The sequence below is a fragment of the Castellaniella sp. WN genome (assembly GCF_054457555.1).
Genome location: NZ_JBTKZC010000001.1, coordinates 2393163 through 2407760, shown reverse-complemented (window position 1 = coordinate 2407760; position 14598 = coordinate 2393163). Strand labels below are relative to the sequence as shown.

Sequence of the window (14598 nt, the reverse complement as noted above, 5' to 3'; positions counted from 1 at the left end):
GCGCATGACTTCCCGACTTCCTCCGTTTCTCGTTCCGCCCTCCGGCGGCCTGCCCGTCCGTGGCGCTCGGCGCCGCGCACTGCTGGGCCTGGCGCCCGCGCTGGGGCTGCTGTCGATCGCGTCGGCTCATGCCCGGACGCCCGATGCGTCCGCCGCGCCGCTCGACCGGCCCCTGGTCCTGTCGGGACCCCCGGCCACGGTGTCCTATCCCCTGGTCCACATGGCGGATTCCGGCGCGCTGGCCGACTTGGCGCCCGCAACGCGGTTCCAGTTGTGGCAGAACCCGGACCAGCTGCGCGCCTGGGCGGTGCGCGGCGGCGCGGATTTCATGGCGGTGCCGTCGAACGTGGCGGCCAATCTGTATAACCAGGGCGTGCCGCTGCGTCTGCTGGACGTATCCACCTGGGGCATGTTGTGGCTGGTGACGCGCGATGAGTCTCGTCGCACGCTGGAAGACTTCCGGGGCGAGGAAATCGCCATGCCGTTCCGGTCGGACATGCCCGACATCCTGTTCGGCCTGCTGGCGGACCGCCTGGGGCTGGACCCGAAGCGGGATTTCTCGCTGCGCTACGTGCCCACGCCCTTCGACGCCATCCAGCTGCTGCTGACCCGGCGGGCGGACCACGCCCTGCTGCCGGAACCGGCCGTGTCGATGGTGCTGCGCAAGAGCGAGTCCTTTCCGGTGTCGGTCGTGGCGCCCACGCTGTATCGCGGCGTGGATCTGTCGCGGGCCTGGGGCGAAATCCTGGGCCGCGAACCGCGTATCCCGCAGGCCGGGGTGGCGGCCGTCGGACCGCTGCACGCGGACGCGCGCCTGGCCGACCGGGTGCGGCGGGCCCACGCCGATTCGCTGGCCTGGTGCCTGGCGCATCCCGGAGAATGCGGCGAACTCGTCGCGCGGCACATTCCCATGCTCACGCCCGAGGCGGTCGCCGATTCGATCGCGCAGGCGCGGGAGCGCGCGGTGGACGCGCGCGAGGCCCGGCCGGAACTGGAATATTTCTTCAATTGTCTGCTCGGCGGACAGCCCGCGCTGGTGGGCGGGCGGCTGCCGGACGATGGCTTCTATGCCTGATGCGCCGGACTCGATGCGCGGCCCGGATGCGTCCGCCGGATGGATGACCGCCGCGCCGCGGCGCCTGGCCGGCGGCGTGGGAGCGGTCCTGGCCTACCTGTGGAGCGGCTGGGGCGCGATGGCCAGTCTGCTGCTGTTCTGCGCGCTGTGGGAATGGGGCGGGCAATACTATGGGCCGCTGATCCTGCCCGGGCCGCTGGCGACGTTCGAGCGGCTGGGCGACCTGCTGGCCTCGGGCCTGGCCGCGCCGGAACTGTGGATCTCGGCTCGCCGCACCCTGACGGGCCTGGGCGCGGCGGTGCTTGCGGGCAGCGTGCTCGGCATGCTGGCCGGACGCTCCCTGACGGCGGCGCTGGTGTCCCGTCCGCTGGTGACGCTGCTGCTGGGCATGCCGCCGATCGCCTGGCTGGTGCTGGCCATGCTGTGGTTCGGCATGGGTGACGCCACGCCGGTGTTCACGGTGGCTGTGGCCTGTTTCCCGATCGTCTTCGCCGGCGCGATGCAGGGTGCGCGCACGCTGGACGGCCAGCTCACCGATGTGGCGCGGGTCTACCGGCTGCCCTGGTGGACGACGCTGCTCGATGTGCATCTGCCGCACGTGGTGTCGTACCTGCTGCCGGCCTGGATCACGGCCCTGGGGATTTCCTGGAAGGTCGTGGTGATGGCCGAACTGCTGGCGGCCTCGGACGGCGCGGGCGCCGCGCTGGCGGTGTCGCGCGCGCAACTGGACATGGCCGGTTCGATGGGCTGGATCGTGGCGGTGCTGGGGCTGCTGCTGGGCATCGAATACCTGCTGCTGGAACCGCTCAAGCGCACCATCGAGCGCTGGCGCGCGGTGGACGCATAGGGCCGGCGATGAGCATGCTGACGATTCGCCGCCTGGGCCACCGCTACGGCCTGACCTCCGTGCTGTCGGGCGTGGACCTGGACCTGCGGGCGGGCGAGACTCTGGCGCTGGTCGGCCCCTCCGGTTGCGGCAAGAGCACGCTGCTGCATGTCGTCGCCGGCCTGCTCGAACCGTCCGAGGGGCGCGTGCGTTCGACGTTCCGAGGGATCGGTTGCGTGTTCCAGCAGCCCCGGCTGATGCCCTGGAAGAACGCCGTGGACAACATCGCCCTGGGGATGAAGGCCTTGCGCGTGCCGGCGGCGGCGCGCCGCCGCCGCGCCCTGGACTGGGCGGCGCGCATGGGCCTGGCCGCCGGGGACGGGCGCAAGTACCCCCACGAGCTGTCCGGCGGCATGCAGAGCCGCGTGGCGCTGGGTCGCGCGCTGGCGGTGGCGCCCGAACTGCTGCTGCTCGACGAGCCTTTCGCCGCGCTGGACGTGGGCCTGAAGCTGGAGCTCTACGCCGTGCTGCGCGGGCAGGTGGAACGGGGCGGCAGCGCGGTCCTGATGATCACGCATGACCTGATGGAAGCCGTGCGGCTGGCCGACCGTATCGCCGTGATGGCGAGCGGGCCGGGCCGCGTGCTGCACGAGTTCGCCGTGGAACGTCCCCAGAGCGCGCGCGGCGAGGCCTGGATCCACCGGACCACGGCCGAGCTGATGGGCATGCCGCCGGTGCGCGAATGCTTCGGGCTGGCGCCGGCCCTGGAAGCCGGGGCATGAGCGGCCGAGGCATGGACGGCCAAAGCCTGATCGGCCGGGACATGGGATGGACCGCCCGTCCGCTGTGGTCCTGCGGCTTCCGGCCGTTCTTCGTGCTGACGGCCGCGGGCGCCGTCGGCTTCCTGGCCGTCTGGCTGCTGATCCTGGTCGGCGCGGGTCCGTCGGGCTGGGCGCCGCCGGGCGGCGTGCTGTCCTGGCACGCGCACGAGCTGGTGTTCGGCTTCGGCCTGGCGGCCGCGGCCGGCTTCCTGCTGACGGCGATTCCCGAATTCACCGGCGCCGCGCCCATTCCCGCCCGTCCGCTGGCGGGGCTGGCGGCCCTGTGGCTGGCGGGCCGCGTCGCCTATGCGCTGGGCCAGTGGCTGCCGCCGGGCGCGGCCGTCGTCCTGGCGGCGGCGCCCAACCTGCTCTTCACGGCATTCTTGCTGGGATACCTGGCGCCGGCGCTGTGGCGCGATCCGCGTCGCGCGCACCTGGGCTTCGCCTGGACGCTGAGCGGCCTGCTGCTGGCGCAGGCCGGGTTCTTCGCCGCGCTGTTCGCCGGCGGCGACGGGCTGGCCTGGATCCACGGTGCCATCGACCTGACGATGATCCTGATCCTGCTGGCTGGCAGCCGCGTGTCCATGAGCGTGCTCAACGGCTACATCGAGGCCGGCCGTCCGGGCGCGCCGCCGCCGTCGGACGAATACCTGGCCCGCCCGCCGCGCCGCTACCTGGCGATCTTCGCCATCGGGCTGTGCGGCGTGGCGCAGGCGGGCCTGGGCGGCGGCCCCGTGGCCGGCTGGACGGCGCTGGCCGCCAGTGCGGCGATTCTCAACGTGCTGAACGACTGGCACGTCGGGCGGGCGCTGTTCACGCGCTGGGCGCTGATGCTGTATGCCTGTTTCTGGCTCATCGCCCTGGGGTACGGGGCCATGGGCCTGGCCTGGCTGCTGGACCTGGGGTCCGCGTCGGCGGGCCGCCACCTGCTGACGGCGGGGGCGATGGGCCTGTCGGTCTTCACCATCATGAGCCTGGCGGGACGCATCCATTCCGGGCTGTGGCTGGATCGCCGGCCCTGGCTGCTGACGGCGGCCGGCGCCCTGGGGATCGCCGCCCTGGCGCGCGCCGCCGCCGGGCTGCCGGCGCTGGCGCCGTGGTCCGGCGCGCTGATCCTGGCATCGGGCGCGGTCTGGGCGGGGGCCTACGCGGCCTACTTGTGGCATGCCTGGCCGGTGCTGGCCGGGCCGCGCGCCGACGGCCGCGCGGGCTGCGCCGAGCCCGCCGGCAAGGCGCCCAGCCCGTTCTCGGGGCCGGAATCCGGCTGCTGAGGAGGCGGCGCGGCCTTCAGTGCAGCGTGCAGCAACTGAACAAGCCCTCGTCCTGCGGGCCCATGGCGGGCGCGGCGCGCCGTTTCGGGTCGGGCGGCGGCAGCCGGGCCTGTCTGCACAGGGCTTCCACGTCGAGCAGCACCAGTTCGCTGTTGCGCCCGCCGATCAGGCCGTCGCGGCGGAAGGCGCCCAGCATGCGCGACAGGTTTTCCGGCGTCATGTTCAGCTGCCGCGCCAGCACGCGCTGGCGGGCCGGCAGGGTCAGCCAGGCGCTGCCCTGCTCGACGTAGAGGTTCAACAGGTAGGTGACGAGGCGCTGCATCGAATTGGCGATGGTCAGCAGGTCGATGCGGCCGATCGCCTGCGTCATCTGGCCGGCCACGACGCGCAGCAGTGCGCAGGAGAATTCCGGCGAGCGCCGCGCCATGTCGAGCAGCGGCGCGCCGTCCAGCCGGTGCAGCACGGTGCGCGCGTTGGCCTGGGCGGACACGGGGTAGCGCCGGTCGTTCGAGAACATCACGGTGGCGGCCACCAGGCAGCCGTCCTCCAGGACCTGGAACACGCGCTCGTCGCCGTTGTAGCTGGGCAGGTACAGGGTGACGCCGCCGGTCTCGATCCAGTAGAAATGATCGGCGGGCTCGCCCAGGTGGAACAGGTGCTGGCGGGCCGACAACACCATGCGCCGGGCGCTGGCCGCCAGTGCGCTCAGGCCGTCGGGGTCGGCGTGGCGGAACGCGGGAAAGCTCGCGAAGGCCTTGTCCAGGAATGAGGAAGACATGATGGTCCGGGAACCGTGGCGACTGGAAGCTCATTGTATTTTTGATGAGAATAATTATCAATACTATCTAAAAGGTCATCCGCCGGACGTTCGGACGCGCCGGCGGCGTCCTCAGAAATTCTTCCGCAGCTGCAGCGAGACTTCATTCTGCGTATAGCCGTAGAAGATCGAATTGCTGTGGTTGACGATGTGCTTGAAGCGCAGTTCGGGGTAGACGCCCCAGACCGACAGCCGCGTCGATCCCAGGGTGGCGATGTAGAGCTGTTGTTCGTCGCGGCGCCGGACGCCGAGGAAGAAATCGCGCTCGTCGTTGCGGCTGACGCGGTAGAGGGCCAGCAGGTTGACGAAGGCGCCGGACTGCCCGAAGGCGTGGTACACCCCGGCGCGCACGGCCAGGTCCTTGCCGCTTTCCGTGGACATGGGGTATTTCCGGCGGGTGAAGTCGATGCCCGCCTGCAGACTGGTGTTCGCCGTGGGCATCCAGGCGATTCCCAGCCCGGCGGCCTTTTGCGTGTAGTCGCTGAAATAGCGGCTGTCCTGTGCCTTGTAGGCGTAGCGCTTGACGCTCGCCTGGGCCGTCAGGCGCAGACTGGGCGTCAGTGCCCGGCTCCATTCGGCCTGCAGGCCGGGGGCCTGGTAATTGGTGTGGCCGTCGCGGGCGTACAGCTCCATGAACGGCAGCAGGCTGATTTTCCGCCGCGCATCGGCGTACTGGTAGCCGGCGTACAGCACGTGGGTCTGCTGGCTGTAGTCCTCGATCGCGCGCCCCTCCGGGGCGGTCTCCTGGTAGAACGTCCCGTAGCTGACGGGGCGCAGCAGCAGATTGTGATGGCCGGCCAGCGCGATCCGCTTGCTCAGCACCAGGTCGTAATTGGTGAAGGTCGATGCGATCGGGTCGGGCAGCTTGAGCCGCGCCAGGCACAGGGTCAGAAAATACATCGAACATTGCTCGAAGCCGTTGGCCTGGTTGATGTTGTCGTTGTGGCCCCGGCCCACGGCGATGGACCCCTGCCAGTCGCCGCGCCGGTCCACGGCGTCCACATAGCTCTGCAGCAGCTGGCGGGTGTCGGGCGGCAGGCTGTTGCCGATGGCCTGCTCGAACAGGGCGCGCGATTCCCGGTCCTGGCCGTCCTCGGCGTAGGCGCGGGCCAGTTCCATCTGCGTGCGCGCGTCTCCGGGGGCGTCGTCGCGGGCGTCTTCCAGCAGGCCGATGGCCCGGCCGTAGTCGCCCTCGGCCCGCGCCGCCAGGCCGTCGGCCAGCAGGACCAGGTGCGGCTTGTGGCCCGCCAGCCGGCGGTACGAATCCGCCAGCGCGCGCGCCTCGCCCCACTGGCCCCGGTTGATGGCCACGTACAGGGCCGGTTCCAGGTCCTGCAAGGTGGGCTTGACCCGATAGGCCCGGCCCTCGATGGTGAGGATCAGGCCCCCGGGGTGCGGGGCCAGCGCCCCCGCCCCGCTGTCCCGCTGGCGGCCGATGCGTCCGGCCTGGTCCAGCAGGTAGCGGGTGTCGTCCTCGTCCGCCCGGGCGGGCGGGGACGGCAGCAGGGCGCAGGCCAGGAGCAGGGCCGGCGGGAAGTGAAGCTGCGTCCAGTGGATCGTCATCGTGCCGGTCCCGTCCCCGCTTACTGCCGCGCGCCGCCGAAGGCGACGTGATCCTGCACGGACGAGCCGCCGGTGTAGATCCCCGCCAGGGCCTCGGCCTGCGAGCCGTAGAAGTGGCCGGAGATCGTCGAGTTGTTGGTGAATGCGCCGTGCTGATCAATCGTCGTGTTGACGAAATTCACGGAATCGGCGCCGCGCACGATGCTGCCCGTCAGCGAGTTGTTGCCGCTGCCGTAGTTGGCCGTCAGCACGCCCTGGTAGACGCTGGGGTTTTCCGGGTTGTGCTGATTGATGCCCACGACGTTGTACTGGGCGCTGACCAGGGTCGGCATGGACGCGGTGGGGTTTTCACCCACGTACCACACCGTGCGGTCGGCGCTGCCCATGTTCAGGTCGGCGTTGTCCGGGGCGGAATAGTTCGGCCCCTTGGGCGCCCATTCGCCGAAGTAGACCGGCGAACCGTCGACCTTGCCGATCACCAGCCCGCCGAAGTCGGGCATGAACGGCAGCGGCGGCACGATCATCTGGCGCACGCTGTTGATCGTGGTGGTGTCGCCGTTGTAGACCACGTCGTTGCGCCATACCTGGGCGATCTGGGTGTTGCCCAGGATCAGGCCGGCCAGGAAGTTGATGTCGCTGCCTTTCAGGTAGGTGTTGCCGCTGGCGTCGGGACCGCGGCTGATGGCGTTGTTCGACTGGGCGACGGGACCGCCGGCCAGATCGATCGCGGCCGAACCGCCGTTGAAGATCAGGCCGGCGTTGCCCGATCCGAACAGCGTCGAGGACGCCGGGTTGACGTTGGCGGCGTTGGACGTGCCACCCAGCACGGTGGCCGCCGGGGCGTGGGAAGCGGCCAGGGCCAGGGAAGCGCCGAGGAGGGCGCGGGACAGGGATCGTTTCATATCAACTCCTTGAAGAAAACGATGGAAAGACCTGGTTTTTTTGCCGCCGGACCGCTCCAAGGCAAAAAGCGGCCCCCTTGGGGGGAGGCAAGCCGAAGGCGCGGCGTGGGGGCTTTTTCGGGAAAGCCAGGAAACCCTGGAACTTCGGGACTGCTAGAACTGCGCCCGCATGCCGACGGTGATCGTGCGGCCCGGGCCGGGGGCGGGGATCTTGGCCATGGGGTCCAGGTAATAGCGGTCGGTGATGTTGGTGACGCCCAGGCTCAGCGTGACGTTCTTGGTGGCGCGCCATTGGGCCGAGGCGTCGAGCAGCATGACGGGGTGCCAGTACAGCTGGCGCATGCTGTTTTCCTTCCAGATGGATGGGCCGTAGGGGGTGTTCAGCAGGTCGTCCAGTTGCTTGTTTTCCGCCTTCGAGTGGTAGACGGCGCGTAGCGCCAGTTCCAGCCGGTTCTGCAGCAGCCGGGTGCCCAGTTCGGCATTGATCGAATAGCGCGGCTGCAGGCTGGTGGCGGTCAGCATGTCGGGAAAGCCGCCGGTCATGCATTCCGGCATGCGGTTGTAGAAGGGGTCCAGGCCGTAGGCGTAGTCCTTGTCGCACAGTTCCTGCTTGAGCCGGTAGGTGGCGCCCAGGCCGCCGAAGAACCGGCCGCTGTCGAAGCGCGACTGGAACTCGATCCCGGTGGTCTTCTTGCGGTCGAACTGGATCACGTTCAGGTAAGCATCGCGGTCGATGAAGTCCTGGATGGTGGTGTCGAAATAGCTCAGGCGCACGTCCGCCTGGCGCAGGCCCGGCAGGAACGGGGCCAGGTCCTGGGCATAGCCGATTTCCCAGTTGGTGCTGCGTTCCGGCTTGCCGGCGCCGCTGCCCAGGTAATAGGTGTTGCCCAGGCCGACCGAGGTGGAGGCGATCTCGAAGATGCTGGGAAAGCGCGTCATCTGCGCGTAGCGGGCGTAGACGCTGATGGTGTCGGTGACGCGCGTCGTGGCGGAAAAGACCGGCGACCAGGCGTGGCCGTATTGCCGCTTGGGCGGCGCCCATTGCTGGCCGGCGGCGGGGGTGGCGTAGACGGTGGAGGTGCCGACCGGAATGATTTCCTGGAACTCTCCGGTCTTGCCTTGAGGGTTGGTCGCCGTCTGGGAGGGATCAATGCCGCCACCGGCGAAGGGGCTTTGCGAGGCATCGACCTTGCCGTCCACCACGGGGACGACGATTTCTTTCTTCCAGTACAGGGCATTCGTTTGGAGGAAGGTGCCTTGTCTGTCATCGCCGTAGAGAAAGGCGTCGTAGGTGGCTCTCTGAGCCAGATAAGCCGCCATGGCGGGGGTCGTGATGCCGAGTGCGAGTTGATCATTGTCTGCCTGGACAAGGGCAGATTGAGCGGCAGCGGTGGCGTTAAACAATGCATGCCATTGGGATGCTTCCGCATCCGTCAGCAACTGGCCGTATTGCAACAGGACCCCGGTCCGTTGCCCGGTGATCTGTGAACCGTCCACCTGGTTCGCGCGCCGTTCGGCCAGGCCGTCGTCGTAGGCCGAATATTCGTTGTAGCGGGTGCCGGCGGTCAGGGTGAGCCAGTCCGTGGGCCGCCATTCCAGGTTCATGGTGGCGGCCCATTCCCGGCGGGTGCCGGAACGCGGGCCGAACTTGATGGTGGATTCGGCCAGGGCGGCGCCGCCGAGGCCGGTGGCGCCGCCGGTCAGGTCCAGGTTGACGACGCGCTCGTCCAGCTTTTCGTGCTGCAGTTCGCCGCCGACGGTCAGGCGCAGCCGGTCGGTCAGGGTGAAGCGGTTGCTGAAATCGAAGCCCTTGCGGTCGTGGCTGGTCCATTGCGCGCTGCCGGCGAAGATATGACCATCGTGGTCGGGTTCGACGGGCGCGGTACCCCCCAGGGCGGGGTTCAGGGCCGGGTTGGTGAAGCAGGTGAAATTGAGCGCGCCGCTGGGCAGGGTCGGATTGGCGAACGGGTTGCCCCGGCACACGTCCCAGTCGGCCTTGAGGGTCTGGTAGGCGTCCAGCGCCCCGCTGCGGGGGATGTAGTAGGCGGCGCTGCCGCTCTGGTGGCGTTCGCTGTCGGTCTTGGTCATCCAGAGATGGGCTTCCAGGTCGACCATGCGCGAGCCTTCCGGCTTCCATTCGTAGTCGAGCTTGTACGTGTCCAGCCGGATGTTCGAGCGGGGATATTCGGCGACGAGCTGGCCGGGCAGACCCTGCCCCGAGGGTTTGGACAGTTCCTCGGCGATGCCCATCAGCATGATCGACTGGCCGGTGGAGGTTTCCGCGAAATCCAGGTCGGTGCGCATGAAGCTCAGGCCGATCTGCTGGTCGTGCGGCAGGTACCAGCGGTTTTTGAGCAGCAGGGTTTCGGTCTTGCTGGCCGTGCTCAGCACCTCGTTGCCCGGGTGGTAGAGCTTGGTCAGGTTGGGAAAGTAGGCCGAGGTGTCCTTGGCGTAGGCGTCGTTGTCGGTGTAGGCGTCGGCGCCGTTCTTGCCGGCGAAATAATTGCCCCGCTTGCGGTAGCTGTAGGCCAGCAGGGCGTCGGTGCGGTCGTTGCGCCCCGCGATGGCGAACATGAAGCTCTTGTCCTGGAAATTCATGGCGTCCCCGGCGCCGCGGTCGCGCGGCACGGGCTGGGGGATGTTGACCGCGTAGTCCGAACCCAGCGTCGCGCCCGGAATGTCGCGGTAGTCCTTGCCGAAATAGCTGTTGGCGTCGACGGCGGGCGCAATCGTGTTGCCGGAGGTCTCCAGCTTGACTTCGAGGCCCAGGCTGTCGCCGTCGGGGATGATGTCGGACGGGTCGATGGTGCGCACGTTCACCGCGCCGCCGATGCCGCTCTTGATGCCCCGGGAGAGCGACGGGCCTTTTTCCACCTCGATGCTGCGGAACAGGGCGGGGTCCACGTAGTTGCGGTTGCCGGCGCCGTAGACCTGCAGCCAGACGTTGACGGACTGCTCGGTGCCGTCCACCGTCAGCGGCACCCGGCCTTCGCCCGACAGCCCGCGGATGTTCGGGGTGATCGACGAGCCGTTGCGCGAGTCCATGCTGTAGACGCCGTTCATGCCCTTGAACACGTCGGCGGGGTTGGTGGTCTGGTAACGGTCCAGCTCCTTGCGGTCGACGTAGAGGTTGGTGACGTTCTTGCGGAATACGTTTTCGTGTCCCTGAACGTCCGGATCCCGGATGCCCCGGACCAGGACCGGCGTGAGCGCCTTGACGGCGGCGTCGTCCCCGGCCGCTTTGTCCGCGGACTCTGTCGTGCTTTGTTGGCGAGGGGCGGCTTGTGCGCCATCGGCGAGGACAGCTTGCGCGATGGCGGGGGCAGGGACGGCGGCCGCCAGGCACAGGGCGGCGGCGAGGGAGGTCAGGACGGTCGGCCCGGCGGCTTGCGGCGCGGGCGCGGTTTCCTCGAAGAACATGATGATGGCCACGGAAAGGAGACGAAGGGTGCCACGCGCGCCGGCGGGACCGGCGGGCGGCTTTCGGGTGTACCTTACGGGGGTGGCGATCTAAATGAGAATGATAATTATCAAGTATAGTTTTCCCGGATTCGGGATGCGCTGGCGGGAGATCGGCGGCGGTTCCTGCGCGGGCACCGCCATTTCCGGCCCCGATTCCCCAGGCCGGGTAAAATCCAGGCAACGTCCCCGCACGGACGATTTCCCGGATCCGTGGTGGGCACCCGTACCACCGGATCCCGCGCCGTTCTCCTAGGATCCGCTGTGCCCGAACTGAAAAACGACACCTTCCTGCGCGCCCTGCTGCGCCAGCCCGTGGCCTACACCCCGATGTGGATGATGCGCCAGGCCGGGCGCTACCTGCCCGAATACAACCGGACCCGGGCGCGGGCCGGATCCTTCATGGGGCTGGCCCAGAATCCGGAATACGCCTGCGAGGTCACACTGCAGCCGCTGCGGCGCTTCGACCTGGACGCGGCCATCCTGTTTTCCGACATCCTGACTGTTCCCGACGCGATGGGGTTGGGGCTGCAATTCGTCGCGGGCGAAGGGCCGCGCTTCGAGCGCCCCCTGCGCGACGAGGCCGCGATCCAGGCATTGCAGGTCCCCGATCTGGACCGCCTGCGCTACGTGTTCGACGCGGTGTCGCTGATCCGCCGTGAACTGGCCGGCGCGGTGCCGCTGATCGGCTTTTCCGGCAGCCCCTGGACCCTGGCCTGTTACATGGTCGAGGGCGCGGGCAGTGCCGACTACCGCCAGATCAAGACGCTGCTGTACGGCCGGCCCGACCTGCTCCACCACATCCTGTCGGTCAACGCCCAGGCCGTGCAGGCCTACCTGAATGCCCAGATCCGGGCCGGCGCCCAGGCCGTGATGGTGTTCGACAGCTGGGGCGGGGTGCTGGCCGACGGCCTGTTCCAGCAGTTTTCCCTGGCCTACACCCGCCAGGTGCTGGACGGCCTGATCCGCGAACACGAGGGCCGGCGCGTGCCGGTCATCGTCTTCACCAAGGGTGGGGGACAGTGGATCGAGGACGTCGCTGGCACAGGCTGCGACGCCGTGGGGCTGGACTGGACGACCAACCTGGCCGCCGCCCGGTGCCGGGTCGGCGACCGGGTTGCCCTGCAGGGCAACCTGGACCCCATGACCCTGTTCGGCGGCGAGGCGGCCATCCGCGCCGAGGTCCGCAGGGTGCTGGCCGATTTCGGCACGGTCGGGGCCGGGGGACACGTCTTCAACCTGGGGCACGGGATTTCCCAGCACACGCCGCCGGAGGCCGTGTCCGTCCTGGTGGACGAGGTCCACGCCGCCAGCCGCGCGTATCATGGGGGTTGATCCCGGGCGTTGTGGCGCATGGTGTTTCGGCTCAGGGGAAATGGTGTGCTTCAGACTCTCCCGGGACCGGGGTCTTTCGTCGCCCGGGACCCGGAAACTGGCGTGTGGCGGCCTGTTTGGAGTCGAAAACCCCGCTTGATGCGGCTTGCGGCGGCTTCGAGGTTTTGTGCTTATGCACAAAAATATCAAGAATCAGGGTTTACGCTGATTATTGAAGACCGATTCTCGCTATATCGCGCAATGCATTGTTTTTAATACATAAATTAGTCTCTTGCGGAAAGCATCGAGAGACTTGACCATTTGAGCGGCTTGGTGTTGACCTCTTTGCGCTGTGATTCTCCACAAAGTTATCCACAGGCTGGGCGCATCAGAGCGGCGGCGGAGCGGCCATGCCGGTGAAACGGCCGGCGGACGCGGCTTCCGGCGATGCGGGCGGTTCCGGCGCTCCGGCCCCGGACGCCGTCCGGGCGTCCGCGCCGCCCCCCGGGACGGGAGAAACGGTCTATCTGGCCGTGGCGCTGGACGTGCCCTTGCCCGGCCTGTTCGATTATTCCCATGACCGGCCCGTGGCGCCCGGGGTGCGCGTGCGGGTGACGTTCGGCCGCCGGGCCATGGTGGGCATGGTGTGGGCCGTGCGCGACACGCCCGGCGTGGCGGCGGACCGTGTCCGGCCGATCGAGGCGGTCCTGGACGACCTGCCGCCCATGCCGGCCGACTGGCTGCGCCTGGCGGAATTCGCCGCGCACTATTACCATCGTCCGCTGGGCGAAGTGCTGCTGCCGGTGCTGCCGCCGTCCCTGCGCAAGCCCGCCGCCTATACCGGCGCGCGCTCGGCGGGCGGTCCGGTATGCCGCGCCGACCGGCGTCCCGGCGCATCGCGCGCCGCCCGCAAGCGCAAGGACGCCGTCCAGGCCCTGACCGACGCGCAGGTCCGCGCCCTGACCGGTCTGGAGGACCTGCTGGCGGCCGGCGCCGGCGTGGCGCTGCTGCATGGCGTGACGGGCAGTGGCAAGACCGAGCTTTACCTGCGTCTGGCGCGGCGGGTGATCGCGGCGGGGCGGCAGGCGTTGTTGCTGGTGCCGGAAATCAACCTGACCCCGCAGCTGGAACAGAGCGTGCGCGCGCGTTTGGGCGACCGGCTGGCGGTGATCCACAGCCGCCTGTCCGAAGGCGATCGCCTGCGCGCCTGGCTGCGGGCGTCGCGCGGCCAGGCCGATATCCTGCTGGGCACGCGACTGGCCCTGTTCACCCCCCTGTCGCGCCTGGGTCTGATCGTGGTCGACGAGGAACACGACGCGTCCTACAAGCAGCAGGACGGCCTGCGCTATTCGGCGCGCGACCTGGCGGTGTGGCGCGGCCACGACCTGGGCATCCCGGTGGTGCTGGGCTCGGCCACGCCGTCCCTGGAGACCTGGCGCCATGCGCAGGAAGGCGACTACCGGCTGCTGTCGCTGCCGGACCGCGCCCAGGCCCAGCCCTTGCCGGAAATCCGCCTGGTGGACACGCGCCGCGCCCGGCTGGAACAGGGCTTCACGCCCCAGTTGCTGGATGCGCTGGAAGCCCGTCTGGCGCGAGGCGGGCAGAGCCTGGTGTTCATCAACCGGCGCGGCTATGCGCCGGTGCTGCGCTGCGCGTCCTGCGCCTGGGTCAGCCAGTGCCGGCGCTGCACGGCGCACATGGTGCTGCACCGCCTGGGCGGTCGCCACGTGCTGCAGTGCCACCATTGCGGCGACGCCATGCCGGTGCCGCGCGCCTGTCCCGACTGCGGCGACCCCGACATCCAGCCCATGGGGCGGGGCACGCAGCGGGTCGAGGAATTCCTGGCGGAACGCTTTCCCGGGGCGCGCGTCCTGCGCATCGATGCGGACGCCACCCGCCTCAAGGGCAGCGCCGAGGCCCTGTTCGCCCGGGCGCACGCCGGCGAGGCCGACATCCTGGTCGGCACGCAGATGGTGTCCAAGGGACACGATTTCGCGCGTCTGGGGCTGGTGGGCGTGCTGAACGCCGACGCCATGCTGTTCTCCCAGGATTTCCGCGCGCCGGAGCGGTTGTTCGCGCAGCTGATGCAGGTGGCCGGCCGGGCCGGCCGGCGCGAGGGCGGCGCCCGGGTCATCGTGCAGACCGACTATCCCGAGCAGGCGGTCTACCAGGCGCTGCTGCGGCACGATTACGCGGGCTTCGCCGCTTACGCCCTGGAAGAGCGCCGGGATCTGGGCCTGCCGCCGTTCTCCTGCCAGGCGCTGCTGACGGCGCAGGCGGTCCGGGTGCGCGACGCGCTGGACTTCCTGGAAGCCGCGCGCGCGCGGTCGCGGTCGCTGCCCGAGTCCGCCGGCGTGCGGATCCACGATCCCGTGCCGCTGCGCATCGTGCGCGTGGCGCGGGTCGAGCGCGCCCAGTTGCTGTTCGAATCGGACGGGCGCGGCGCGCTGCACCGGCTGCTGCGGGCGCTGCTGCCCGGCTTGGACGAACTGGCCCGGGGCGCCGTCCAGCACTGGGGGATCGAGATCGATCCCCAGGAGATCTGAGGCC

10 protein-coding genes are annotated in these 14598 nt (G+C 69.3%); 6 read left to right on the top strand and 4 right to left on the bottom strand.

Annotated features, from left to right (window positions below; all coding sequences use genetic code 11):
- The first annotated feature begins 4 nt into the window (after positions 1 to 4).
- The 4 genes from ACTPOE_RS11330 to ACTPOE_RS11315 are packed head-to-tail and all read left to right on the top strand — an operon-like array spanning position 5 to position 3993.
- Positions 5 to 1075, top strand: a complete 1071-nt coding sequence (locus ACTPOE_RS11330; RefSeq protein ID WP_458872280.1) for an ABC transporter substrate-binding protein — start codon at positions 5 to 7, stop codon at positions 1073 to 1075.
- Positions 1068 to 1922, top strand: a complete 855-nt coding sequence (locus ACTPOE_RS11325; protein ID WP_458872279.1) for an ABC transporter permease — start codon at positions 1068 to 1070, stop codon at positions 1920 to 1922. Before ACTPOE_RS11330 ends, ACTPOE_RS11325 begins: the two co-directional genes overlap by 8 nt.
- A gap of 14 nt (positions 1923 to 1936) precedes the next feature.
- The gene (locus ACTPOE_RS11320; RefSeq protein WP_458872278.1) at positions 1937 to 2683 is read left to right on the top strand and encodes an ABC transporter ATP-binding protein; all 747 of its coding nucleotides are present in this window, start codon (positions 1937 to 1939) and stop codon (positions 2681 to 2683) included.
- Positions 2680 to 3993: an NnrS family protein gene (locus ACTPOE_RS11315; protein ID WP_458872277.1), complete on the top strand. Its 1314-nt coding sequence runs from the start codon at positions 2680 to 2682 to the stop codon at positions 3991 to 3993. The genes ACTPOE_RS11320 and ACTPOE_RS11315 overlap by 4 nt, the downstream gene beginning before the upstream one ends.
- A gap of 16 nt (positions 3994 to 4009) precedes the next feature.
- Here ACTPOE_RS11315 and ACTPOE_RS11310 read toward each other — a convergent pair whose 3' ends face one another.
- From ACTPOE_RS11310 to ACTPOE_RS11295, 4 genes are all read right to left on the bottom strand, one after another.
- Positions 4010 to 4771 (bottom strand): Crp/Fnr family transcriptional regulator, encoded by a 762-nt coding sequence (locus ACTPOE_RS11310; RefSeq protein ID WP_458872276.1) that lies wholly within the window; start codon positions 4769 to 4771, stop codon positions 4010 to 4012.
- Positions 4772 to 4882: 111 nt separating this feature from the next.
- Positions 4883 to 6373, bottom strand: a complete 1491-nt coding sequence (locus ACTPOE_RS11305) for a surface lipoprotein assembly modifier (RefSeq protein WP_458872275.1) — start codon at positions 6371 to 6373, stop codon at positions 4883 to 4885.
- A gap of 20 nt (positions 6374 to 6393) precedes the next feature.
- On the bottom strand, positions 6394 to 7275 hold the full coding sequence (locus tag ACTPOE_RS11300; RefSeq protein ID WP_458872274.1) for a Slam-dependent surface lipoprotein: 882 nt from the start codon (positions 7273 to 7275) through the stop codon (positions 6394 to 6396).
- 153 nt (positions 7276 to 7428) lie between these two features.
- A complete protein-coding gene (locus tag ACTPOE_RS11295; protein ID WP_458872273.1) occupies positions 7429 to 10707 on the bottom strand; it encodes a TonB-dependent receptor domain-containing protein in 3279 nt (1092 codons plus the stop codon).
- Positions 10708 to 10998: 291 nt separating this feature from the next.
- Between ACTPOE_RS11295 and hemE the strand changes: the two genes are divergently transcribed.
- Positions 10999 to 12069 (top strand): uroporphyrinogen decarboxylase, encoded by a 1071-nt coding sequence (gene hemE, locus ACTPOE_RS11290; RefSeq protein WP_458872272.1) that lies wholly within the window; start codon positions 10999 to 11001, stop codon positions 12067 to 12069.
- A gap of 389 nt (positions 12070 to 12458) precedes the next feature.
- A complete protein-coding gene (locus tag ACTPOE_RS11285; protein WP_458872271.1) occupies positions 12459 to 14594 on the top strand; it encodes a primosomal protein N' in 2136 nt (711 codons plus the stop codon).
- Positions 14595 to 14598 lie beyond the last annotated feature (4 nt).

What these genes read in the sequence shown, in the direction of transcription:
- ACTPOE_RS11310 (WP_458872276.1), bottom strand. Translation starts at nt 4,771, where the DNA reads ATGTCTTCCTCATTCCTGGACAAGGCCTTCGCGAGCTTTCCCGCGTTC.
- ACTPOE_RS11300 (WP_458872274.1), bottom strand. Translation starts at nt 7,275, where the DNA reads ATGAAACGATCCCTGTCCCGCGCCCTCCTCGGCGCTTCCCTGGCCCTG.
- ACTPOE_RS11285 (WP_458872271.1), top strand. Translation starts at nt 12,459, where the DNA reads ATGCCGGTGAAACGGCCGGCGGACGCGGCTTCCGGCGATGCGGGCGGT.
- ACTPOE_RS11325 (WP_458872279.1), top strand. Translation starts at nt 1,068, where the DNA reads ATGCCTGATGCGCCGGACTCGATGCGCGGCCCGGATGCGTCCGCCGGA.
- ACTPOE_RS11315 (WP_458872277.1), top strand. Translation starts at nt 2,680, where the DNA reads ATGAGCGGCCGAGGCATGGACGGCCAAAGCCTGATCGGCCGGGACATG.
- ACTPOE_RS11320 (WP_458872278.1), top strand. Translation starts at nt 1,937, where the DNA reads ATGCTGACGATTCGCCGCCTGGGCCACCGCTACGGCCTGACCTCCGTG.
- ACTPOE_RS11330 (WP_458872280.1), top strand. Translation starts at nt 5, where the DNA reads ATGACTTCCCGACTTCCTCCGTTTCTCGTTCCGCCCTCCGGCGGCCTG.
- ACTPOE_RS11305 (WP_458872275.1), bottom strand. Translation starts at nt 6,373, where the DNA reads ATGACGATCCACTGGACGCAGCTTCACTTCCCGCCGGCCCTGCTCCTG.